Consider the following 15,111-nt stretch of genomic DNA (forward strand, 5'->3'; position numbering starts at 1 on the left):
GGCCGTGCTCATCGCTTGCTCCACATGCCGCGCCGCAGGCTCAGCAAACCATTGGGTGCCACCAGCACCACGATCAGCAGCACGGCGCCCAGGCCCAGCTGCCAGTGCACCGTATAGGCGGCCAGCACTTCTTCGAGCAGCAGGAACACCGCCGCGCCCAAGAGGCCCCCATACAGATGGCCGACACCGCCGAGGATGACCATGATCAGCAGGATGCCCGACTGGGTCCACTGCAGCATGCCGGGGCCGACAAAGCTGCCCTGGTTGGCCAGCATCGCGCCGGCCAGGCCAGCAAAGGCTCCGGCCAACGTGAAGGCCACGAGCTTGTAGCGGTAGACCGGAAAGCCGATGGCCTGCATGCGGGTCTCGTTCTCCTTGATGGCCTGCAGCACATGGCCAAAGCGCGCATTGAGCACGCGCGCCATCAGCAGCAGGCTGGTGCTGACCAGCGCCAGCACCACATAGTAGAAGGTCGCATCCTGGCCCAGATCCAGACCCAGCCCGATATCCGAGCGGCTGGGCAGCGACAGCCCGTCATCACCGCCCAGCGATTTGAACGACATGATCAGGTAGTACAGCATCTGCGCAAAGGCCAAGGTGATCATGATGAAGTACACGCCCTGGGTGCGCAGACTGATCGCGCCCACCAGCAGCGAGAAGGCCGCGCCCATCAGCATGGCCAGCGGCCAGGCCAGCCAGGCCGAGGTAATGCCCTGCTGCATCAGCAGGCCCACGGTGTAGGCACCCAGGCCGACAAAGGCCGCATGGCCAAAGCTCACCATGCCGCCAAAACCGAGGATGAAGTTGAGGCTGGCAGCGGCCAGGCCAAACACCAGCACACGGCTGGCCACGCCGATGTAGAAATCCTCACCCGTCGCCTGGGCGATCAGCGGAAAGGCAATCAGCAGCGCGAGCAAAGGCAGCACCAGCCGGGGCTGCAGCCGGTGGTCGAAGACGCTGGGCTGCGTGGCCCGTATCGCCTGCGCAGCGGCGGGTTGGGGGGCGGATGTGTCAGTCATGGGCGGGGAACAGACCTTGGGGTTTGGTGAAAAGCACGGCAGCCATCAGCACATAGATCAGCACCGAGGCCACGGCAGGGCCAGCGTAGGCTGCTACCTCGGGCCCCATGGCCTTGTCAAACAACAAGGGCACGAGGGTGCGGCCGGCGGTATCGACCAGCCCCACCAGCAAGGCGCCCATCAGCGCGCCCCGGATCGAGCCAATGCCGCCAATGACGATCACCACAAAGGCGAGGATCAGAATGCTCTCGCCCATGCCCACCTGCACCGCCAGCAGCGGGCCCAGCATGCCGCCCGCCACCGCACACAGCGCAGCGCCCAGCGCAAACACCAGCGTGAACAGCCGGCGCACATTGGCGCCCATGGCAGTCGCCATCTCGCGGTTGGCCGCGCCCGCGCGCACCTGCATGCCAAAGCGCGTGCGGGTCACCAGGAGCCACAGCAGTAGCGCCACGGCCAGGCCCACACCGATGATCAGCAGCCGGTAGGCCGGGTAGGAAAAACCATCCATCAAGGTCACCGGCCCGGCCAGCGCGGCGGGCGGGTTGAGCATCAGCGGCTGCGCGCCCCAGATGATGCGCACGATCTCGTTGCTCATCAGCAAGATGGCAAAGGTGCCCATCACCTGCGACAGGTGGTCACGGTGGTAGAGGCGGCGCAGGATCGTGTATTCCAGCAGCACGCCCACCAGCACCGTGGCCAGCACCCCCAGGCCCAGGCCCAGCCAGAACGAGCCGGTCGCCTGGCTAAGGCTGGCCACCAGGTAGGCGCCGATCATGTAGAGCGAGCCATGGGCCAGGTTGATCATGTCCATGATGCCGAACACGAGGGTCAAGCCGGCGGCCAGCAGGAACAGCATCAGGCCGAACTGCAGGCCGTTGAGCATCTGCTCAAGAATCAGGATGGTGTTCATCGATCAGGAGGGCATCTTGCAGTCTTTGACGTAGGCATCCTGGTGGTTCTTGAACACCGTGCCCACTGTGCGGTTGGTCAGCTTGCCCTGCGCATCCTTGCTCACCACGCGCAGGTAATAGTCCTGCACCGGGAAATGGTTGCTGTTGAACTTGAAACTGCCGCGCACCGACTCGAACCTGGCCGCCTCGATGGCCTTGCGCAAGGCCGCCTTGTCATCGAGCTTGCCCTTGACATCGCGCACCGCCGCGTCCATCAGGCGGGCGGCGTCATAGCCGTGCGAGGCGTAGAGCGAGGGGTTGCGGCCAAACTCCTTCTGGAAGTCGGCGACGAATTTCTTGTTCGCGGCATTGTCCAGGTCATGCGCCCACTGCGAGGTGTTGAAGGTGCCCAGCATCGAGTCACCCACCGCGCGGATCACGTCCTCATCGGCCGAGAAGCCCGGCGCATACAAGGTGATGTCCTTGGACAGGCCGGCACCGACAAACTGCTTGATGAAGTTCACGCCCAGGCCACCGGGCAGAAAGATGTAGACGCCATCGACCTGGGCCGCACGCATCTTGGAGATCTCGGCGCCATAGTCCAGCTGGCTCAGCGAGGTATAGGTCTCCATGCCGATCTCGCCCTTGTAGAAGCGCTTGAAGCCGGCGATCGAGTCCTTGCCTGCGGGGTAGTTGGGCGCGATCAGCGCCACACGCTTGAAACCCTTGTCCTGCATGGTCTGGCCCGCTGCCTCATGCAGCGCATCGTTTTGCTGCGAGACATTGAAGAAATACGGGTTGCACTGGGCGCCCGCGTACTGCGAGGGGCCGGCATTGGGGCTGATGAAGAAGGTCTTGTTCTGGAACGCGGCCGGGCCCACGGCCAGCATCACGTTGGAGAACACGGTGCCGGTCATGAAATCCACCTTGTCACGCTTGAGCAGGCGCTCGGCCGTCTGCTTGGCCACCTCGGGGTTTTGCTGGTCATCGACCACCACCACCTCGGCAGGCAGGTTGCCGATCTTGCCGTTCATGTGCTTGACGGCCAGCTGGAAGCCGTCGCGGATATCGGTGCCCAAACCGGCGCCGGGGCCCGACAAGGTGCTGAGCAACCCCACCTTGACCTGGTCGGCGGCACTGGCGCTGCTGGCGCACAGCAGCGCGATGGACAGACTGACAAGACTGCGATGCAAGAGATGAGGCTTCATGCTGGTTCCCTGGTTGAAGTACGTAAAAATTCGCCGAGCCGCTACTATGCCGGGCTGTGCAGCCGAAACCGTTGTAGTTTTCCCGTAGCCGTGCGCGGCAGCTGCGCGACAAACTCCACGGCCCGTGGGTATTTGTAGGGCGCCACCGTGCTTTTGACAAAATCCTGCAAGGTCTTGGCCATGTCCGCGTCCGCCACAAAGCCCGGGCGCAGCACCACAAAGGCCTTGACGATCTGGCCGCGCTCGCTGTCGGGCAGCCCGATCACCGCGCATTCGGCCACCGCCGCATGCGCGAGCAAGGCGTCTTCGACCTCCGGCGCGGCGATGTTGTAGCCCGAGGAGATGATCATGTCATCGGTGCGGGCCTGGTAATGAAAATAGCCGTCCGCATCCATCACATAGGCGTCACCCGTCAGGTTCCAGCCTGCGTGCACATACTGGGTCTGGCGGCTGTCGTTCAAATAACGGCAGCCGGTAGGGCCCTGCACCGCCAGCTTGCCCACCGTGCCGGCCGGCACTTCCTGGCCCTGATCATCAACCACCTTGGCGTGGTAGCCGGGCACCGCCCGTCCGGTGGCGCCGGGACGCGCCTCATCCTCGCGGTGCGAGATGAAGATGTGCAGCATCTCGGTCGAGCCAATGCCGTCGATGATCTCGATGCCGGTCGCCTCTTTCCACAGCGCGCGGGTCGAGGCATTCAAGGCCTCGCCGGCCGATACGCATTTGCGCAGCCGCGTCTGGCGCAGCCGCTCGCCCTGCTGGGCCATCACGCGGTACGAGGTGGGCGCGGTGAACACCACGGTCGCGCCAAACTGCGCGATGCCATCGACCAGCTGTGCGGGCCCTGCTTTTTCCAGCAGCGCCATCGACGCACCAATCGCCATCGGGAACAGCACCTGCCCACCCAGGCCAAAGGTAAAGGCCAGTGGCGGGCTGCCGATAAACACATCATCGGGCGCAGCCCGCAGCACATGGCGCGGCCAGCAGGCACAGACCGCCATGACATCGCGGTGGAAATGCATCGTGGCCTTGGGCACGCCCGTGGTGCCCGAGGTAAAGCCCAGCAGGCAGGTGTCGGTCGCCGCCGTCTGCACCGTGTCGAAATGCGGCGAGGCCTGGGCCATCAGCGGCTCCAGCGCCTGCGCTGCCGGCAGGCCACTGCCATTGAAGTACCGCACCGCCTGCAAGCGCGGGTTGGCCGCCTGCGTCGCCTGCACCTCGGCCTGCAACGCCGCATCGCACAGCGCATGGCTGACCTGGGCAATCTCGATGATGGTGCCCAGCTCCTTGGCGCGCAGCAGCGGCATCGCAGCCACCGCAATGCCGCCGGCCTTGACCACCGCAAACCAGCTCGCCACCATCATCGGGTTGTTGGGCGCGCACAGCAGCACGCGGTTGCCGGGCACCAGGCCCATCTGCGCGGTCAACACATTGGCGATGCGGTTGGCCTGGGCCTGCAAGTCGGCATAGGTCCAGCGCATGCCCTGGGCCTGCAGGCACAGGCGCTCGCCCCGGCCCTCGGCCACATGGCGGTCCAGCAGCTCGGCGGCGCAGTTGAGGCGCTCGGGGAACTGCAGCTCGGGCAGCTCGAACAGGTAGTCGGGCTGCAACTCGGGCGGCGGCAAATGCGTGGCCGCAAAGCGGTCGGTATGCGCGGTATAGGGCGTGGCAGACATCTCGCAAACTCCAGACTGAAAGGAGAAACCGGAACCGGAATCCAGGTGCTAGGCAGAGCTCAAGGCGCAGCGGGCGCCACTTGTTTGAGCAGCTCGCGGGCGATGATGAGCTGCTGCACCTCGGTCGCTCCTTCGTAAATGCGCAGCGCGCGGATCTCGCGGTACAGGCGCTCGACCGGCTGGCCGCTGACAACACCCAGCCCGCCCCACATCTGCAGCGCTGCATCGATCACCTGCTGCGCGTTCTCGGTGGCGGTCATCTTGGCCATCGCCGCCTCGCTGGTCACGCTCTGGCCCTGGTCACGCTGCCAGGCGGCGCGGTAGGTCAGCAGCGCGGCGCTGTCGATCTGCGTGGCCATCTGCGCGAGCTTGGCCTGGGTGAGCTGAAAATCGGCCAGCACGCCCTGGAACATGCGGCGGCTGGTGGCGCGCTGCAAGGCCTCGTCCATCGCGTGGCGCGCAAAGCCCAGCGCGGCGGCGGCCACCGAGGTGCGGAACACATCCAGGGTGCGCATCGCCAGCTTGAAACCCTCACCGGCCGCGCCCATGCGCTGGCTCACCGGCACGCGGCAGCCGCTAAAGCGCAGCCGCGCCAGCGGGTGCGGCGCGATCACATCGATGCGCTCGGCAATCTCCAGGCCAGGCGTATCCGCATCCACGATCAGCGCCGAGATACCGCGCGCCCCCGGCGCCTCGCCGCTGCGCACAAACACCACATAAAAGTCGGCAATGCCACCGTTCGAGATCCAGGTTTTTTCGCCGTCGATGACATAGTGGTCACCGTCCAGGCGGGCCGCGCAGGCCATGGCCGCGACGTCCGAGCCGGCATCGGGCTCGGACAGCGCAAAGGCCGCAATGGCCTCGCCCCGGGCCACCCGGCCCAGGTAGCGCGCCTTCTGCGCCTCCGTGCCCGCCAGGCTGATCGCGCCCGAGCCCAGCCCCTGCATCGCAAAGGCAAAGTCGGCCAGACCGTTGTGGCGTGCCAGCGTTTCGCGGACCAGGCAGATGGCGCGGGTGTCGATTTGCGCGGCTACGCCGCCATGCGCCTCGCCCGCCACCGCATGGCGCAGCCAGCCCGCCTGGCCCAGCGCCTTGACCAACGCGCGGCAATCGCCGTCGGTGTCGCTGCTGTGCACATGAGCGACATGCTCGGCGGCCCAGGCATCGAGCGTCTGCGCCAGCTGCGCGTGGCGAGGCTCAAAAAACGGCCACTGCAGGTAACGGGTGTCAGCCATGTCAGTTCCCCTGGAATTGCGGCTTTTGCTTGGCCACAAAGGCCTCGTAGGCGCGCTTGAAGTCTTCGGTCAGCATGCAGATGGCCTGCGCCTGCGCCTCGGCCTCAATGGCCTGGTCGATGGTCATCGCCCATTCCTGGTGCAGCTGGGTCTTGGTGATGCCATTGGCAAAGCTCGGGCCGGCGGCCAGGTCAGCCGCCATCTGCTGGGCCTGCGCCAGCAGCGCTTCGGGCTCGGCCAGGCGGTTGAAAAAGCCCCAGCGCTCGCCCTCTTCGCCGCCCAGGCTGCGGCCGGTATAGAGCAGCTCGCTGGCCCGGCCCTGGCCGATGATGCGCGGCAAAAAGGCGCAGGCGCCCATGTCGCAGCCGGCCAGGCCCACGCGGTTGAACAGGAACGCCGTCTTGCTGCGCGCCGTGCCCAGGCGTATGTCCGAGGCCATCGCCATGATGGCGCCGGCGCCGGCACAGATGCCATCGACCGCCGCAATGATGGGCTGCGGGCAGGCCCGCATGGCCTTGATCAGCTCGCCGGTCATGCGGGTGAACATCAGCAGCTCGGGGGCCTTGAGGGCCACCAGCGGGCCGATGATTTCATGCACATCGCCGCCGGAGCAGAAATTGCCGCCCGCGCCCACCAGCACCACGGCCTTGACATCCTGCGCCCACTTCAGCCGGTGGAACAGGTCGCGCAGCTCGGCATAGGAATCAAAGGTCAGCGGATTCTTGCGCTCGGGCCGGTTGAGCGTGATCGTTGCCACGCCGGCATGGACCTGCCACAGAAAATGCCGGGCCTGGTAGCCGGCCAGCTGCTGGTGGTTGCCCGCCACCAGCGCGGGGTCAATGGTGTATTCGCTCATGCCTGTCTCCACAAATTCGGGGTTCACATCACTTCGCCGCCAGCCACCGCAATGGCCTGGCCGGTCATCGCGCCAGCGCCCTTGCCGCAGAGCCAGACGACGGCATCGGCCACCTCCTGGGGCTGCACCAGGCGGCCCTGGGGGTTGTCGCGCACAAATTCGGCCATGGCCTGCTCGGGGCTGCGGCCGGTCTTGGCCACCACCCGGTCGATGCTGGTCTTGACCAGGTCGGTTTCGGTGTAACCCGGGCACACCGCATTCACGGTGATGCCCCGGCTTGCCACTTCCAGCGCCAGCGCGCGGGTCAGGCCCACCACACCATGCTTGGCCGCCACATAGGCCGATACATAGGCGTAGCCGGTCAGGCCTGCGGTGCTGGCCACATTGACGATGCGGCCATAGCCTGCCGCCTGCATCGCCGGCAGCACCTGCTGCATGCACAGCATCGTGCCGGTCAGGTTCACCGCCAGCATCTGCGACCACAGCTGGGCATCGGTCTTCATAAAGGGCGCGCTCTGCGCCTGGCCGGCGTTGTTCACCAGGATCTGGATATCGCCAAAGGCGGCGACAGCCTGCGCAAAGGCTGCGACCACTTCAGGCCCTTGCGCCACATCGGCCAACACCCGCTGGCACTGGCCTGGGTGGGCATCCACCAGTTGTTGCAGCGGCTCGGGCCGGCGGCCCAGCACCGTCACCCGGGCGCCCTGCGCCAGCAGCTGGCGCGCAATCGCCTCGCCAATGCCCTGGCCGGCGCCGGTTACCAGTGCATGCTGTCCTTCAAAGCTCTTGCTTGACATCGGCAGCGCTCCTCAATGGCCGGCGGCCGCTTGCTGGGCCTTCTCGCGCTCGAACAGGCTCTCCATCTGGCGCTTGCCGGCAAAGTAAGGCTTGGGCCAGGCAATGGCGGTGTAGCCAATCTTGGCCGCCTCGGTCAGGGTCCAGGCCGGGTTGGCCAGGTGGGGGCGGGCGACAGCACAGAGATCGGCACGGCCGGCGGCAATGATGGAGTTCGCATGGTCGGCCTCGCTGATCGCGCCCACGGCCATCGTCGCAATACCCGCCTCCTGGCGGATGCGGTCGGCAAACGGGGTCTGGAACATGCGGCCATAGACCGGCTTCTCCTGCTTGCTGACCTGACCGGACGAGCAGTCGATCAGGTCCGCGCCTGCGGCCTTGAAGGCCTTGGCAATCTCTACCGCGTCATCCGGCGTGATGCCGCCGGGCACCCAGTCATGGGCGGAGATGCGCACCGACATCGGCCGCTCCTGCGGCCAGACGGCGCGCACGGCCCGGAACACCTCCAGCGGGTAGCGCAGGCGGTTTTCCAGGCTGCCGCCATAGGCATCACCCCGCTGGTTGGTCAACGGCGAAATAAAACTGGACAGCAGATAGCCATGGGCGCAGTGCAGCTCCAGCCAATCGGCACCCACCTCGGCAGCCATCTGGGCGGCTTGTACAAACTGCTGCTTGACCTCGTCCATCTGGGCCAGGCTCATCGCCTGCGAGATCTGGCTCACGCCTTCCAGATACTGCTGGGGCGAGGCCGAGATGATGGGCCAGTTGCCCTCGGCGAGCGGCAGGTCCGTGCCCTCCCAGGCCAGGCGGGTGGAGGCTTTCGCTCCGGCATGGCCGATCTGCATCGCAAACTTGGCATCGCTGTGGGTGTGGATCCAGTCGCTGATGCGCTGCCAGGCCTGCTTTTGTGCCTGGCTGTAGGTGCCGGGGCAGCCGGGGGTGATGCGGCCTTCTGGGCTGACGCAGGCCATCTCGGCAAACACCAGACCGGCGCCACCCATGGCCCGCGCGCCCAGGTGCACCAGGTGGTAGTCGCCGGGCACGCCATCCACCGCCGAGTACTGCGCCATCGGCGAGACGACGATGCGGTTCTTCAAGGTCAGGCCGCGCAGGGTATAGGGCAGGAACATCGGCGGCGGCGCCTTGCCCTGCACCTCCACCCCGTTTTGCGCGGCCAGCCAGGCCTCATAGCCGCCCAGCCAGGCGGCATCGCGCAGGCGCAGGTTCTCATGGCTGATGCGCTGGCTGCGTGTCAGCATCGAGTACATGAACTGCTCGGGTTCGAGCTGGTCGCAGTAGCGCTTGCCGCAGACCTCGAACCACTCCATCGCGTTCCAGGCGGCATTCTGGATGCGCAAGGTCTCCACCCGGCGCAGCGCCTGGTAGGCCTGCAGCACCGCCGGGATCTGCGCCTTGCCATCGCCCAGCTGCTGGAACTGCCGCGCCAGCTCGATCGCATCCTCAATCGCCAGCTTGGTGCCCGAGCCAATTGCGAAATGCGCCGTGTGCACCGCGTCGCCCATCAGCACCACATGGCTGCCCTTGGCGTTTTGCAGCCACCACTGGTCGCAGACCACGCGCTGAAAATTGATCCAGGCCGAGCCGCGCAGATGGCGCGCATTGGTCATCAGCCGCGCGCCTTGCAGGTTGTCGGCAAACAGCTCCTCGCAAAAGGCAATCGACTGCGCCTGGTCGGCCGTGTCCAGGCCGCAGGCCTTCCAGGTCTCTTCGGTGGTCTCGACGATAAAGGTCGAGGTCTTGTCGTCGAACTGGTAGATATGGGCCTGGAACCAGCCGTGCTCGGTGCGCACAAAGTCAAAGGTAAAGGCCTCGTAGACCTTGTTGGCGCCCAGCCAGATAAAGCGGTTGGGGCGGGTGACGATATCGGGCTTGAAGACCTCGGCATATTTGCTGCGGATGCGCGAGTTCACGCCATCGCTGGCGATGATGAGGTCGGCATCGGCATAGTCCTCGTCGGACTGCACATCGGTCTCGAACACGAGCTGGACACCCAGCTGCTCGCAACGTGCCTGCAGAATGTTGAGCAAATGCTTGCGGCCAATGCCGACAAAGCCATGTCCGCCCGAGCGGATCTTGCGGCCCTTGAACAGCAGCTCGATATCGTCCCAGTGGTTGAAGGCCGCTTCGATCTGCGCAGCCGTCGCCGGGTCCCATTCGCGCATGTTGTCCATCGTCGCGTCAGAGAACACCACACCCCAGCCAAAGGTGTCATAGGGCTTGTTGCGCTCGACCACGGTCACGTCATGTGCGGGGTCCATCTGCTTCATCAGCAGCGCAAAATACAAGCCGGCGGGGCCGCCGCCGATGCAGACAATTTTCATGGCCAGGACCATCCTGAAAAATACTTTATAACTAAATTATTGATGCATAAATAATTCACTAAAATACGCACATACCCTATCACTGGAGCCGCCTGCGGTACTGCACCATGGGCGCCATGGCTGACATGCAAACCCTCTGCAACTCCCCCTCCGATTCCGGTGGCGGCATGGCTGGCCGCGAGGCCGGCCTCGCCCATGACGAACACCAGGCCGTGCGCCTGTGGCTGCGGCTGATGACCTGCAGCACGCAGATCGAACAGGTGATTCGCAGCAAGCTGCGCACCCAGTTCGCCACCACCTTGCCGCGCTTTGACTACCTGGCCCAGCTCAGCCGCTTCCCCAAGGGTTTGCGCATGAAGACGCTGTCCGAGTACCTGATGGTCACCGGTGGCAATATCACCGGTCTGACGGACCAGCTGGTGGCAGAAGGCTGGGTGGAGCGGGTGGCCGATGACGAGGACCGGCGGTCGATGACGGTGCGCCTGACGCGCAGCGGCAAAAAGCAGTTCAGCGCCATGGCCAAGGCGCATGAGCAGTGGCTGGAGCATTTGCTCGCACCGCTGGGCGCAGATGCCGCGCGTGAGCTGTATGAGCAGCTGGGCGTGCTGCGGCAGATTGTGGGCCAGCGGGTGGAGCAGGTTGCCGACTGAGTACCTCCCCAAAAATGACAAAGAGCCTGCGGACGCGCTGGTCCGGCAGGCTCTCAGACGTCTCTGGCCCTCTTGGGGAATTACATCGCGGTATCGGCCTGGCTCAGGTCGCCATCTGCCTCATCGGCCTCCAGCACCTCGGGCATCTTGACGATGGTGGTCGGCACCTTGCTGTGGCGGGCCACCTCGCGCGAGACCGAGCCGATCAGAATGCTGCCCAGCATGCTCTCGCCGGTGGCACCGAGCACGATCAGGCCGCAGCCCTTCTCCTCTGCGATGTCGAGCAGGCTCGCGTAGATATCGCCCAGGCGGATCTCCACCTCATACGACACACCGGCCAGGCGCAGCATGTCCAGCGCCGGAGCAACCAGGTCCATGCCCGCCTCCAGGCTGGCGTTGGCGATCAGCTCCGAATCCTGCGTAGCCAGCTCCAGAAAGCTGGCCTCCTTTTGCACATGGGCGACCACCACATGGGCGCGCAAGCCCTGCTGCACCAGCTGCACGCCGTGCTGCACCGCCTGCAGCGAGTTGGGCGATCCGTCGACGGCGATCATGATGTTGAGCATGGGCTTCTCCTTGGCAGTGAAAGATAAGACCAGTGTAGCGATCTGCCGGCAGCCCCTGTGTCAGAGACGAGCCTGCGAAACCCGCCGCGCCGTCAACTACCGCACATCTGCGAAAATGCCCGGTTATGCTGCAGTTCGACCTTCTCAAAACCGATCCCACCAGCCACGCACGCCGTGGCACGCTCACGCTCAACCATGGCGTGGTGCAGACCCCCATCTTCATGCCCGTGGGCACCTATGGCACTGTCAAGGGCGTGATGCCGCGCAGCCTCGAAGAAATGGGTGCCCAGATCATTCTGGGCAATACCTTCCACCTGTGGATGCGCCCGGGGCTGGATGTGATGAAAAGCTTTGGCGGCCTGCACGGTTTCGAGAAATGGGACAAACCTATCCTTACCGACTCGGGCGGCTTTCAGGTCTGGTCGCTGGGCGCGATGCGCAAGATCACCGAAGAAGGCGTGCATTTCCAAAGCCCGGTCAATGGCGACAAGCTGTTCATGTCGCCCGAGGTCAGCATGCAGATCCAGACGATTCTGAACTCGGACATCGTCATGCAGCTCGACGAGTGCACGCCGTACGAGACCAACGGCAAGAAGACCACCGAGGCAGAAGCGCGCAAATCGATGGAGATGAGCCGCCGCTGGGCCAAGCGCTCCAAGGAAGAGTTCGAGCGCCTGGACAACCCCAATGCCTTGTTCGGCATCGTGCAGGGCGGCATGTTCAAGCACCTGCGCGAGGAATCGCTGCAAGGCCTGCTGGAGATCGATTTCCCCGGTTATGCGGTAGGCGGCGTCTCGGTGGGCGAGCCCAAGGACGAGATGCTGGACATCATGCAGCACACGCCCCACCTGCTGCCAGCCCACAAGCCGCGCTACCTGATGGGCGTGGGCACGCCCGAGGACCTGGTGCAGGGTGTGGCCGATGGTGTGGACATGTTCGACTGCGTGATGCCCACGCGCAATGCGCGCAACGGCACCATCTTCACCCGCTATGGCGACCTGAAGATCCGCAACGCCCGCCACAAGACCGACCACCAGCCCATCGACACCTCCTGCACCTGCCACGCCTGCGCCGGCAAGAGCGGGGTGAGCTGGGACAACGGCGGGCGCGAGGGTTTCAGCCGCGCCTACCTGCACCACCTGGACCGCTGCGGTGAGATGCTGGGCCCCATGCTGACCACCATCCACAACCTGCACTACTACCTGAACCTGATGCAGGAAGTGCGCCAGTCGCTCGATGCCGGCCACTTTGCCCAGTTCCGCGCCCAGTTCAAGTCGGACCGGGCACGCGGTATCTGAGTGCCAGGCCCTCTGCGCGGCAAAGCGTGGGGGCCACGAGACAATGCCACGCCACGCTTGACAGCCCCAGCGTAAAGTACGAGACAGGGCCATCTTGTGCTGAGCGCCCACTGCCAAGCCCCATCCAGCGGCCACCACAGCACCAGTCCTCAGCGGCATGTTCCTGCTATAGGCGCCACTGGCATGAATTGTTAGCTCCTTTTTTGGAAGCAACAGTAAATGAATGAGTTTATTAGCTCATAAAAACTTCAGTCTGCCGCGACCTTGCGGCTGCAATTGCCCACCTGCCAATGCGTGACTGGCCCACGGGGTTGGGCCCATGGCTTGGCAGGTGAGCGGGTATATTTCGCCCATCCTCCCTCATTCCCATGCCGACCGCGTCGTCCGTCCATCCCTTGGAGCAACCCCATAGCGGTCGCTTGCTGCTCTGCGCCAGCTTGGCGGTGTTTGCGGCGGCGATGGTGGGCATCTTGCTGCGACCGCTCGGCTACCTCTCGGTGTTCTGGCCTGCCAACCAGATCGTGCTGGTGCTGTTGCTGCGCTACCCGCGCCTGATGCGGCCTGTGGGGCTCGCTGCCCTTTTTGCCAGCTTTGTGCTGGCCGATCTGATCACCGGTACCTCCTTGTGGCTGTCCCTGGGCTTTACCACCGCCAACCTGTGCGGCGCCGCCTGCGGCTGGCTGTTTCTGCGCCGGCAATCCCAGCGCGATCTGCAGATGGAGGGCCAGTATTCCGCCTTGCTGGTGTTCTTTGCCAGCGGCATGGCATCGCTGGTATCGGCGGCCATTGGCGGGCCCATCAGCGCCTGGGCCTTTGATCTGTCGATGCGCCAGGGGCTGCTGATGTGGTGGACCGGCGAATGGATGAACGCGATGGTGCTGCTGCCGTTCCTGCTGGCGCTGCCCTCGGCACGCAGCAGCGGCGCAAAGCAAGAGCGCCAATCCTGGGCCTTGAAACTGCTGCCCGCGCTGGCCGTGGTCGGCCTGGAGATGACCAGCTACATGGTGGGCAACAAGGTCGGCTCGCTGGTGTTCTCGCTGCCCGCGCTGCTGTGGTGCGCGCTGTCCTACCGCATCCTGACCACCGCCATCATCACCATGGTGGTGTTTGTGACCAAGGTGATCGTGATCTCCAACATCGTGGGCTTTATCCCGGCCAATGTGCTCGATGTGGCCAGTCTGCGCCTGGGCATCACGATGCTGATCCTGGGGCCGCTGTCGGTGGCGGGCTCGCACGCCGCACGCGCCGAGCTCTTGCACCGAATGCGCTACCAGGCCCACCACGACAGCCTGACCGATGTGCTTAGCCGCAATGGCTTTGTGCAGGCCAGCCATGCGCTGCTCAAGCGCCTGACCCATGAAGGCAGTTCGGCGGCGGTGCTGATGCTGGACCTGGACCATTTCAAGCGCGTCAACGACAACCACGGCCATGCCAGTGGCGACCGTCTGCTGCGCGATGTCAGCCAGGTGCTGACCGAATCGCTGCGCCCGCAGGATGTGCTCGGCCGCATCGGTGGCGAAGAGTTCGCCGTGGTGCTACCCCATATCAGCTTTGAAGACGCCACCGCCATTGCCGAGCGCCTCTGCCATACCGTGCGCAGCGGCCGCTTTCTGACGGCGCACCACGAGCCGCTGCAGGCCACGCTTAGCATCGGCCTGGCCTACAAGCAAACACTGCAGCACGGCGACAGCCTCGAAGACCTGCTGCGTGAAGCGGACCTGGCCCTTTACCAAGCCAAGGCCCAGGGCCGCGACTGCGCGGTCTGGACGGCGCCGCTCTCTGCGGCTTAACGCAGCAGCACCGGCGCCGACGCCAAGCCGCTCCTCTGCAAAAACGCCAACGCCGAATCCACTGTCGCCGTTTCAATGTGGCCGGCAAAGCGCTTTTCCGGCGGGTGGTCGTCAAAGGCAATGTTGGCGCGCGTCATGCGGCCGCCCAGCCGGGTCATCGCACCAATGCGCAAGTCGCTGGGCTGGTAGCCCTGCAGCTGCAACCAGGCCTGCGCCTGGCCCCGGTCATGCACAGTCTGCGGCGCCAGCGCCTGGGCCAGGGTCTCCAGCGCCCACTGGTTGCTTTGCTGGTAGCGCTGGCTCCAGGGATAGGCCAGCATGCTGTAGCGCGGCTCGTGCAGCTGCAAGGGCTGCGCGTTGGCCGACAACGCCAGCAGCAGCTTTTGCTGCACCTCCTTGGCCGGCACCACCACCACCGCCTGGTAGCGCCACATATCGTCCAGAAAGAACTCGCCCAGCCCCTGGCGGTAGACATGGGAGGCGGCGGTGCCGCAGTCATTGAGCTTGTGCACCACACGCCAGGCACCGGTGGCCGACTTGTAGGCCCAGCCCATGTGCGAGAACTGCAGCTGGTACTTGCGCAAATCCTGCCCCTGGCGGCCCAGCAACACCACCTGCGCACCGCTGGCATCCAGCGCCTGAGCAACGTTCTGTGCCAGGTTCAGGCTTTGGCGCACGCTATCCAGCGTGGGCTTTTGCGGCTCGCAGCTGCGGCCGGCCTGGGCGCCCGTGGCGGCCAGCAGTGCGGCGGCCAGCAGGCCCAGGCGCAGAGGTTTCAACATG

At 65.1% G+C, this 15,111-nt stretch carries 13 protein-coding genes; 3 read left to right on the forward strand and 10 right to left on the reverse strand.

Annotated elements, in window-relative coordinates; all coding sequences use genetic code 11:
- Positions 1-8: 8 nt before the first annotated feature.
- The 8 genes from N4T19_RS13210 to N4T19_RS13245 are packed head-to-tail and all read right to left on the reverse strand — an operon-like array spanning position 9 to position 10,024.
- Positions 9-1,019 carry a branched-chain amino acid ABC transporter permease gene (locus N4T19_RS13210; protein ID WP_182343715.1) on the reverse strand — a complete coding sequence of 337 codons (1,011 nt, stop codon included), beginning with the start codon at positions 1,017-1,019 and terminating at the stop codon, positions 9-11.
- On the reverse strand, positions 1,012-1,932 hold the full coding sequence (locus tag N4T19_RS13215) for a branched-chain amino acid ABC transporter permease (RefSeq protein ID WP_116926333.1): 921 nt from the start codon (positions 1,930-1,932) through the stop codon (positions 1,012-1,014). Before N4T19_RS13215 ends, N4T19_RS13210 begins: the two co-directional genes overlap by 8 nt.
- 3 nt (positions 1,933-1,935) lie before the next feature.
- Complete coding sequence (locus N4T19_RS13220; RefSeq protein WP_116926332.1) at positions 1,936-3,120, reverse strand: ABC transporter substrate-binding protein; 1,185 nt, start codon at positions 3,118-3,120, stop codon at positions 1,936-1,938.
- Positions 3,121-3,164: 44 nt separating this feature from the next.
- A complete protein-coding gene (locus N4T19_RS13225; RefSeq protein WP_182343719.1) occupies positions 3,165-4,796 on the reverse strand; it encodes a benzoate-CoA ligase family protein in 1,632 nt (543 codons plus the stop codon).
- Positions 4,797-4,855: 59 nt separating this feature from the next.
- Positions 4,856-6,031: an acyl-CoA dehydrogenase family protein gene (locus N4T19_RS13230; RefSeq protein WP_260718255.1), complete on the reverse strand. Its 1,176-nt coding sequence runs from the start codon at positions 6,029-6,031 to the stop codon at positions 4,856-4,858.
- Position 6,032: 1 nt separating this feature from the next.
- Complete coding sequence (locus N4T19_RS13235; protein ID WP_116926401.1) at positions 6,033-6,887, reverse strand: enoyl-CoA hydratase family protein; 855 nt, start codon at positions 6,885-6,887, stop codon at positions 6,033-6,035.
- 23 nt (positions 6,888-6,910) lie between these two features.
- Positions 6,911-7,684, reverse strand: a complete 774-nt coding sequence (locus N4T19_RS13240; protein ID WP_116926329.1) for an SDR family NAD(P)-dependent oxidoreductase — start codon at positions 7,682-7,684, stop codon at positions 6,911-6,913.
- A gap of 12 nt (positions 7,685-7,696) precedes the next feature.
- Complete coding sequence (locus N4T19_RS13245; protein WP_260718256.1) at positions 7,697-10,024, reverse strand: bifunctional salicylyl-CoA 5-hydroxylase/oxidoreductase; 2,328 nt, start codon at positions 10,022-10,024, stop codon at positions 7,697-7,699.
- 116 nt (positions 10,025-10,140) lie between these two features.
- Here N4T19_RS13245 and N4T19_RS13250 point away from each other — a divergent pair, with 116 nt between their 5' ends.
- Positions 10,141-10,674, forward strand: coding sequence for a MarR family winged helix-turn-helix transcriptional regulator (locus N4T19_RS13250; protein WP_409935111.1), 534 nt, complete (start codon positions 10,141-10,143; stop codon positions 10,672-10,674).
- Between the two features lie 80 nt (positions 10,675-10,754).
- Here the strand turns inward: N4T19_RS13250 and N4T19_RS13255 are convergent, their stop codons facing one another.
- Positions 10,755-11,240, reverse strand: a complete 486-nt coding sequence (locus N4T19_RS13255; RefSeq protein WP_021029012.1) for a universal stress protein — start codon at positions 11,238-11,240, stop codon at positions 10,755-10,757.
- Between the two features lie 125 nt (positions 11,241-11,365).
- On the opposite strand from N4T19_RS13255, the gene tgt reads away from it, so the two are divergent.
- Together tgt and N4T19_RS13265 are read left to right on the forward strand one after the other, a co-directional pair.
- On the forward strand, positions 11,366-12,538 hold the full coding sequence (tgt, locus tag N4T19_RS13260; RefSeq protein WP_116926327.1) for a tRNA guanosine(34) transglycosylase Tgt: 1,173 nt from the start codon (positions 11,366-11,368) through the stop codon (positions 12,536-12,538).
- Between the two features lie 368 nt (positions 12,539-12,906).
- The gene (locus N4T19_RS13265; RefSeq protein WP_116926326.1) at positions 12,907-14,328 is read left to right on the forward strand and encodes a GGDEF domain-containing protein; all 1,422 of its coding nucleotides are present in this window, start codon (positions 12,907-12,909) and stop codon (positions 14,326-14,328) included.
- On the opposite strand, the gene N4T19_RS13270 is transcribed toward N4T19_RS13265, so the two are convergent.
- Complete coding sequence (locus N4T19_RS13270) at positions 14,325-15,110, reverse strand: DUF2145 domain-containing protein (RefSeq protein ID WP_232539458.1); 786 nt, start codon at positions 15,108-15,110, stop codon at positions 14,325-14,327. The genes N4T19_RS13265 and N4T19_RS13270 overlap by 4 nt on opposite strands.
- Position 15,111 lies beyond the last annotated feature (1 nt).

Origin of the sequence: Comamonas squillarum (genome assembly GCF_025309455.1) — a bacterium.
In the GTDB taxonomy this organism is placed as follows: domain Bacteria; phylum Pseudomonadota; class Gammaproteobacteria; order Burkholderiales; family Burkholderiaceae_C; genus Comamonas; species Comamonas squillarum.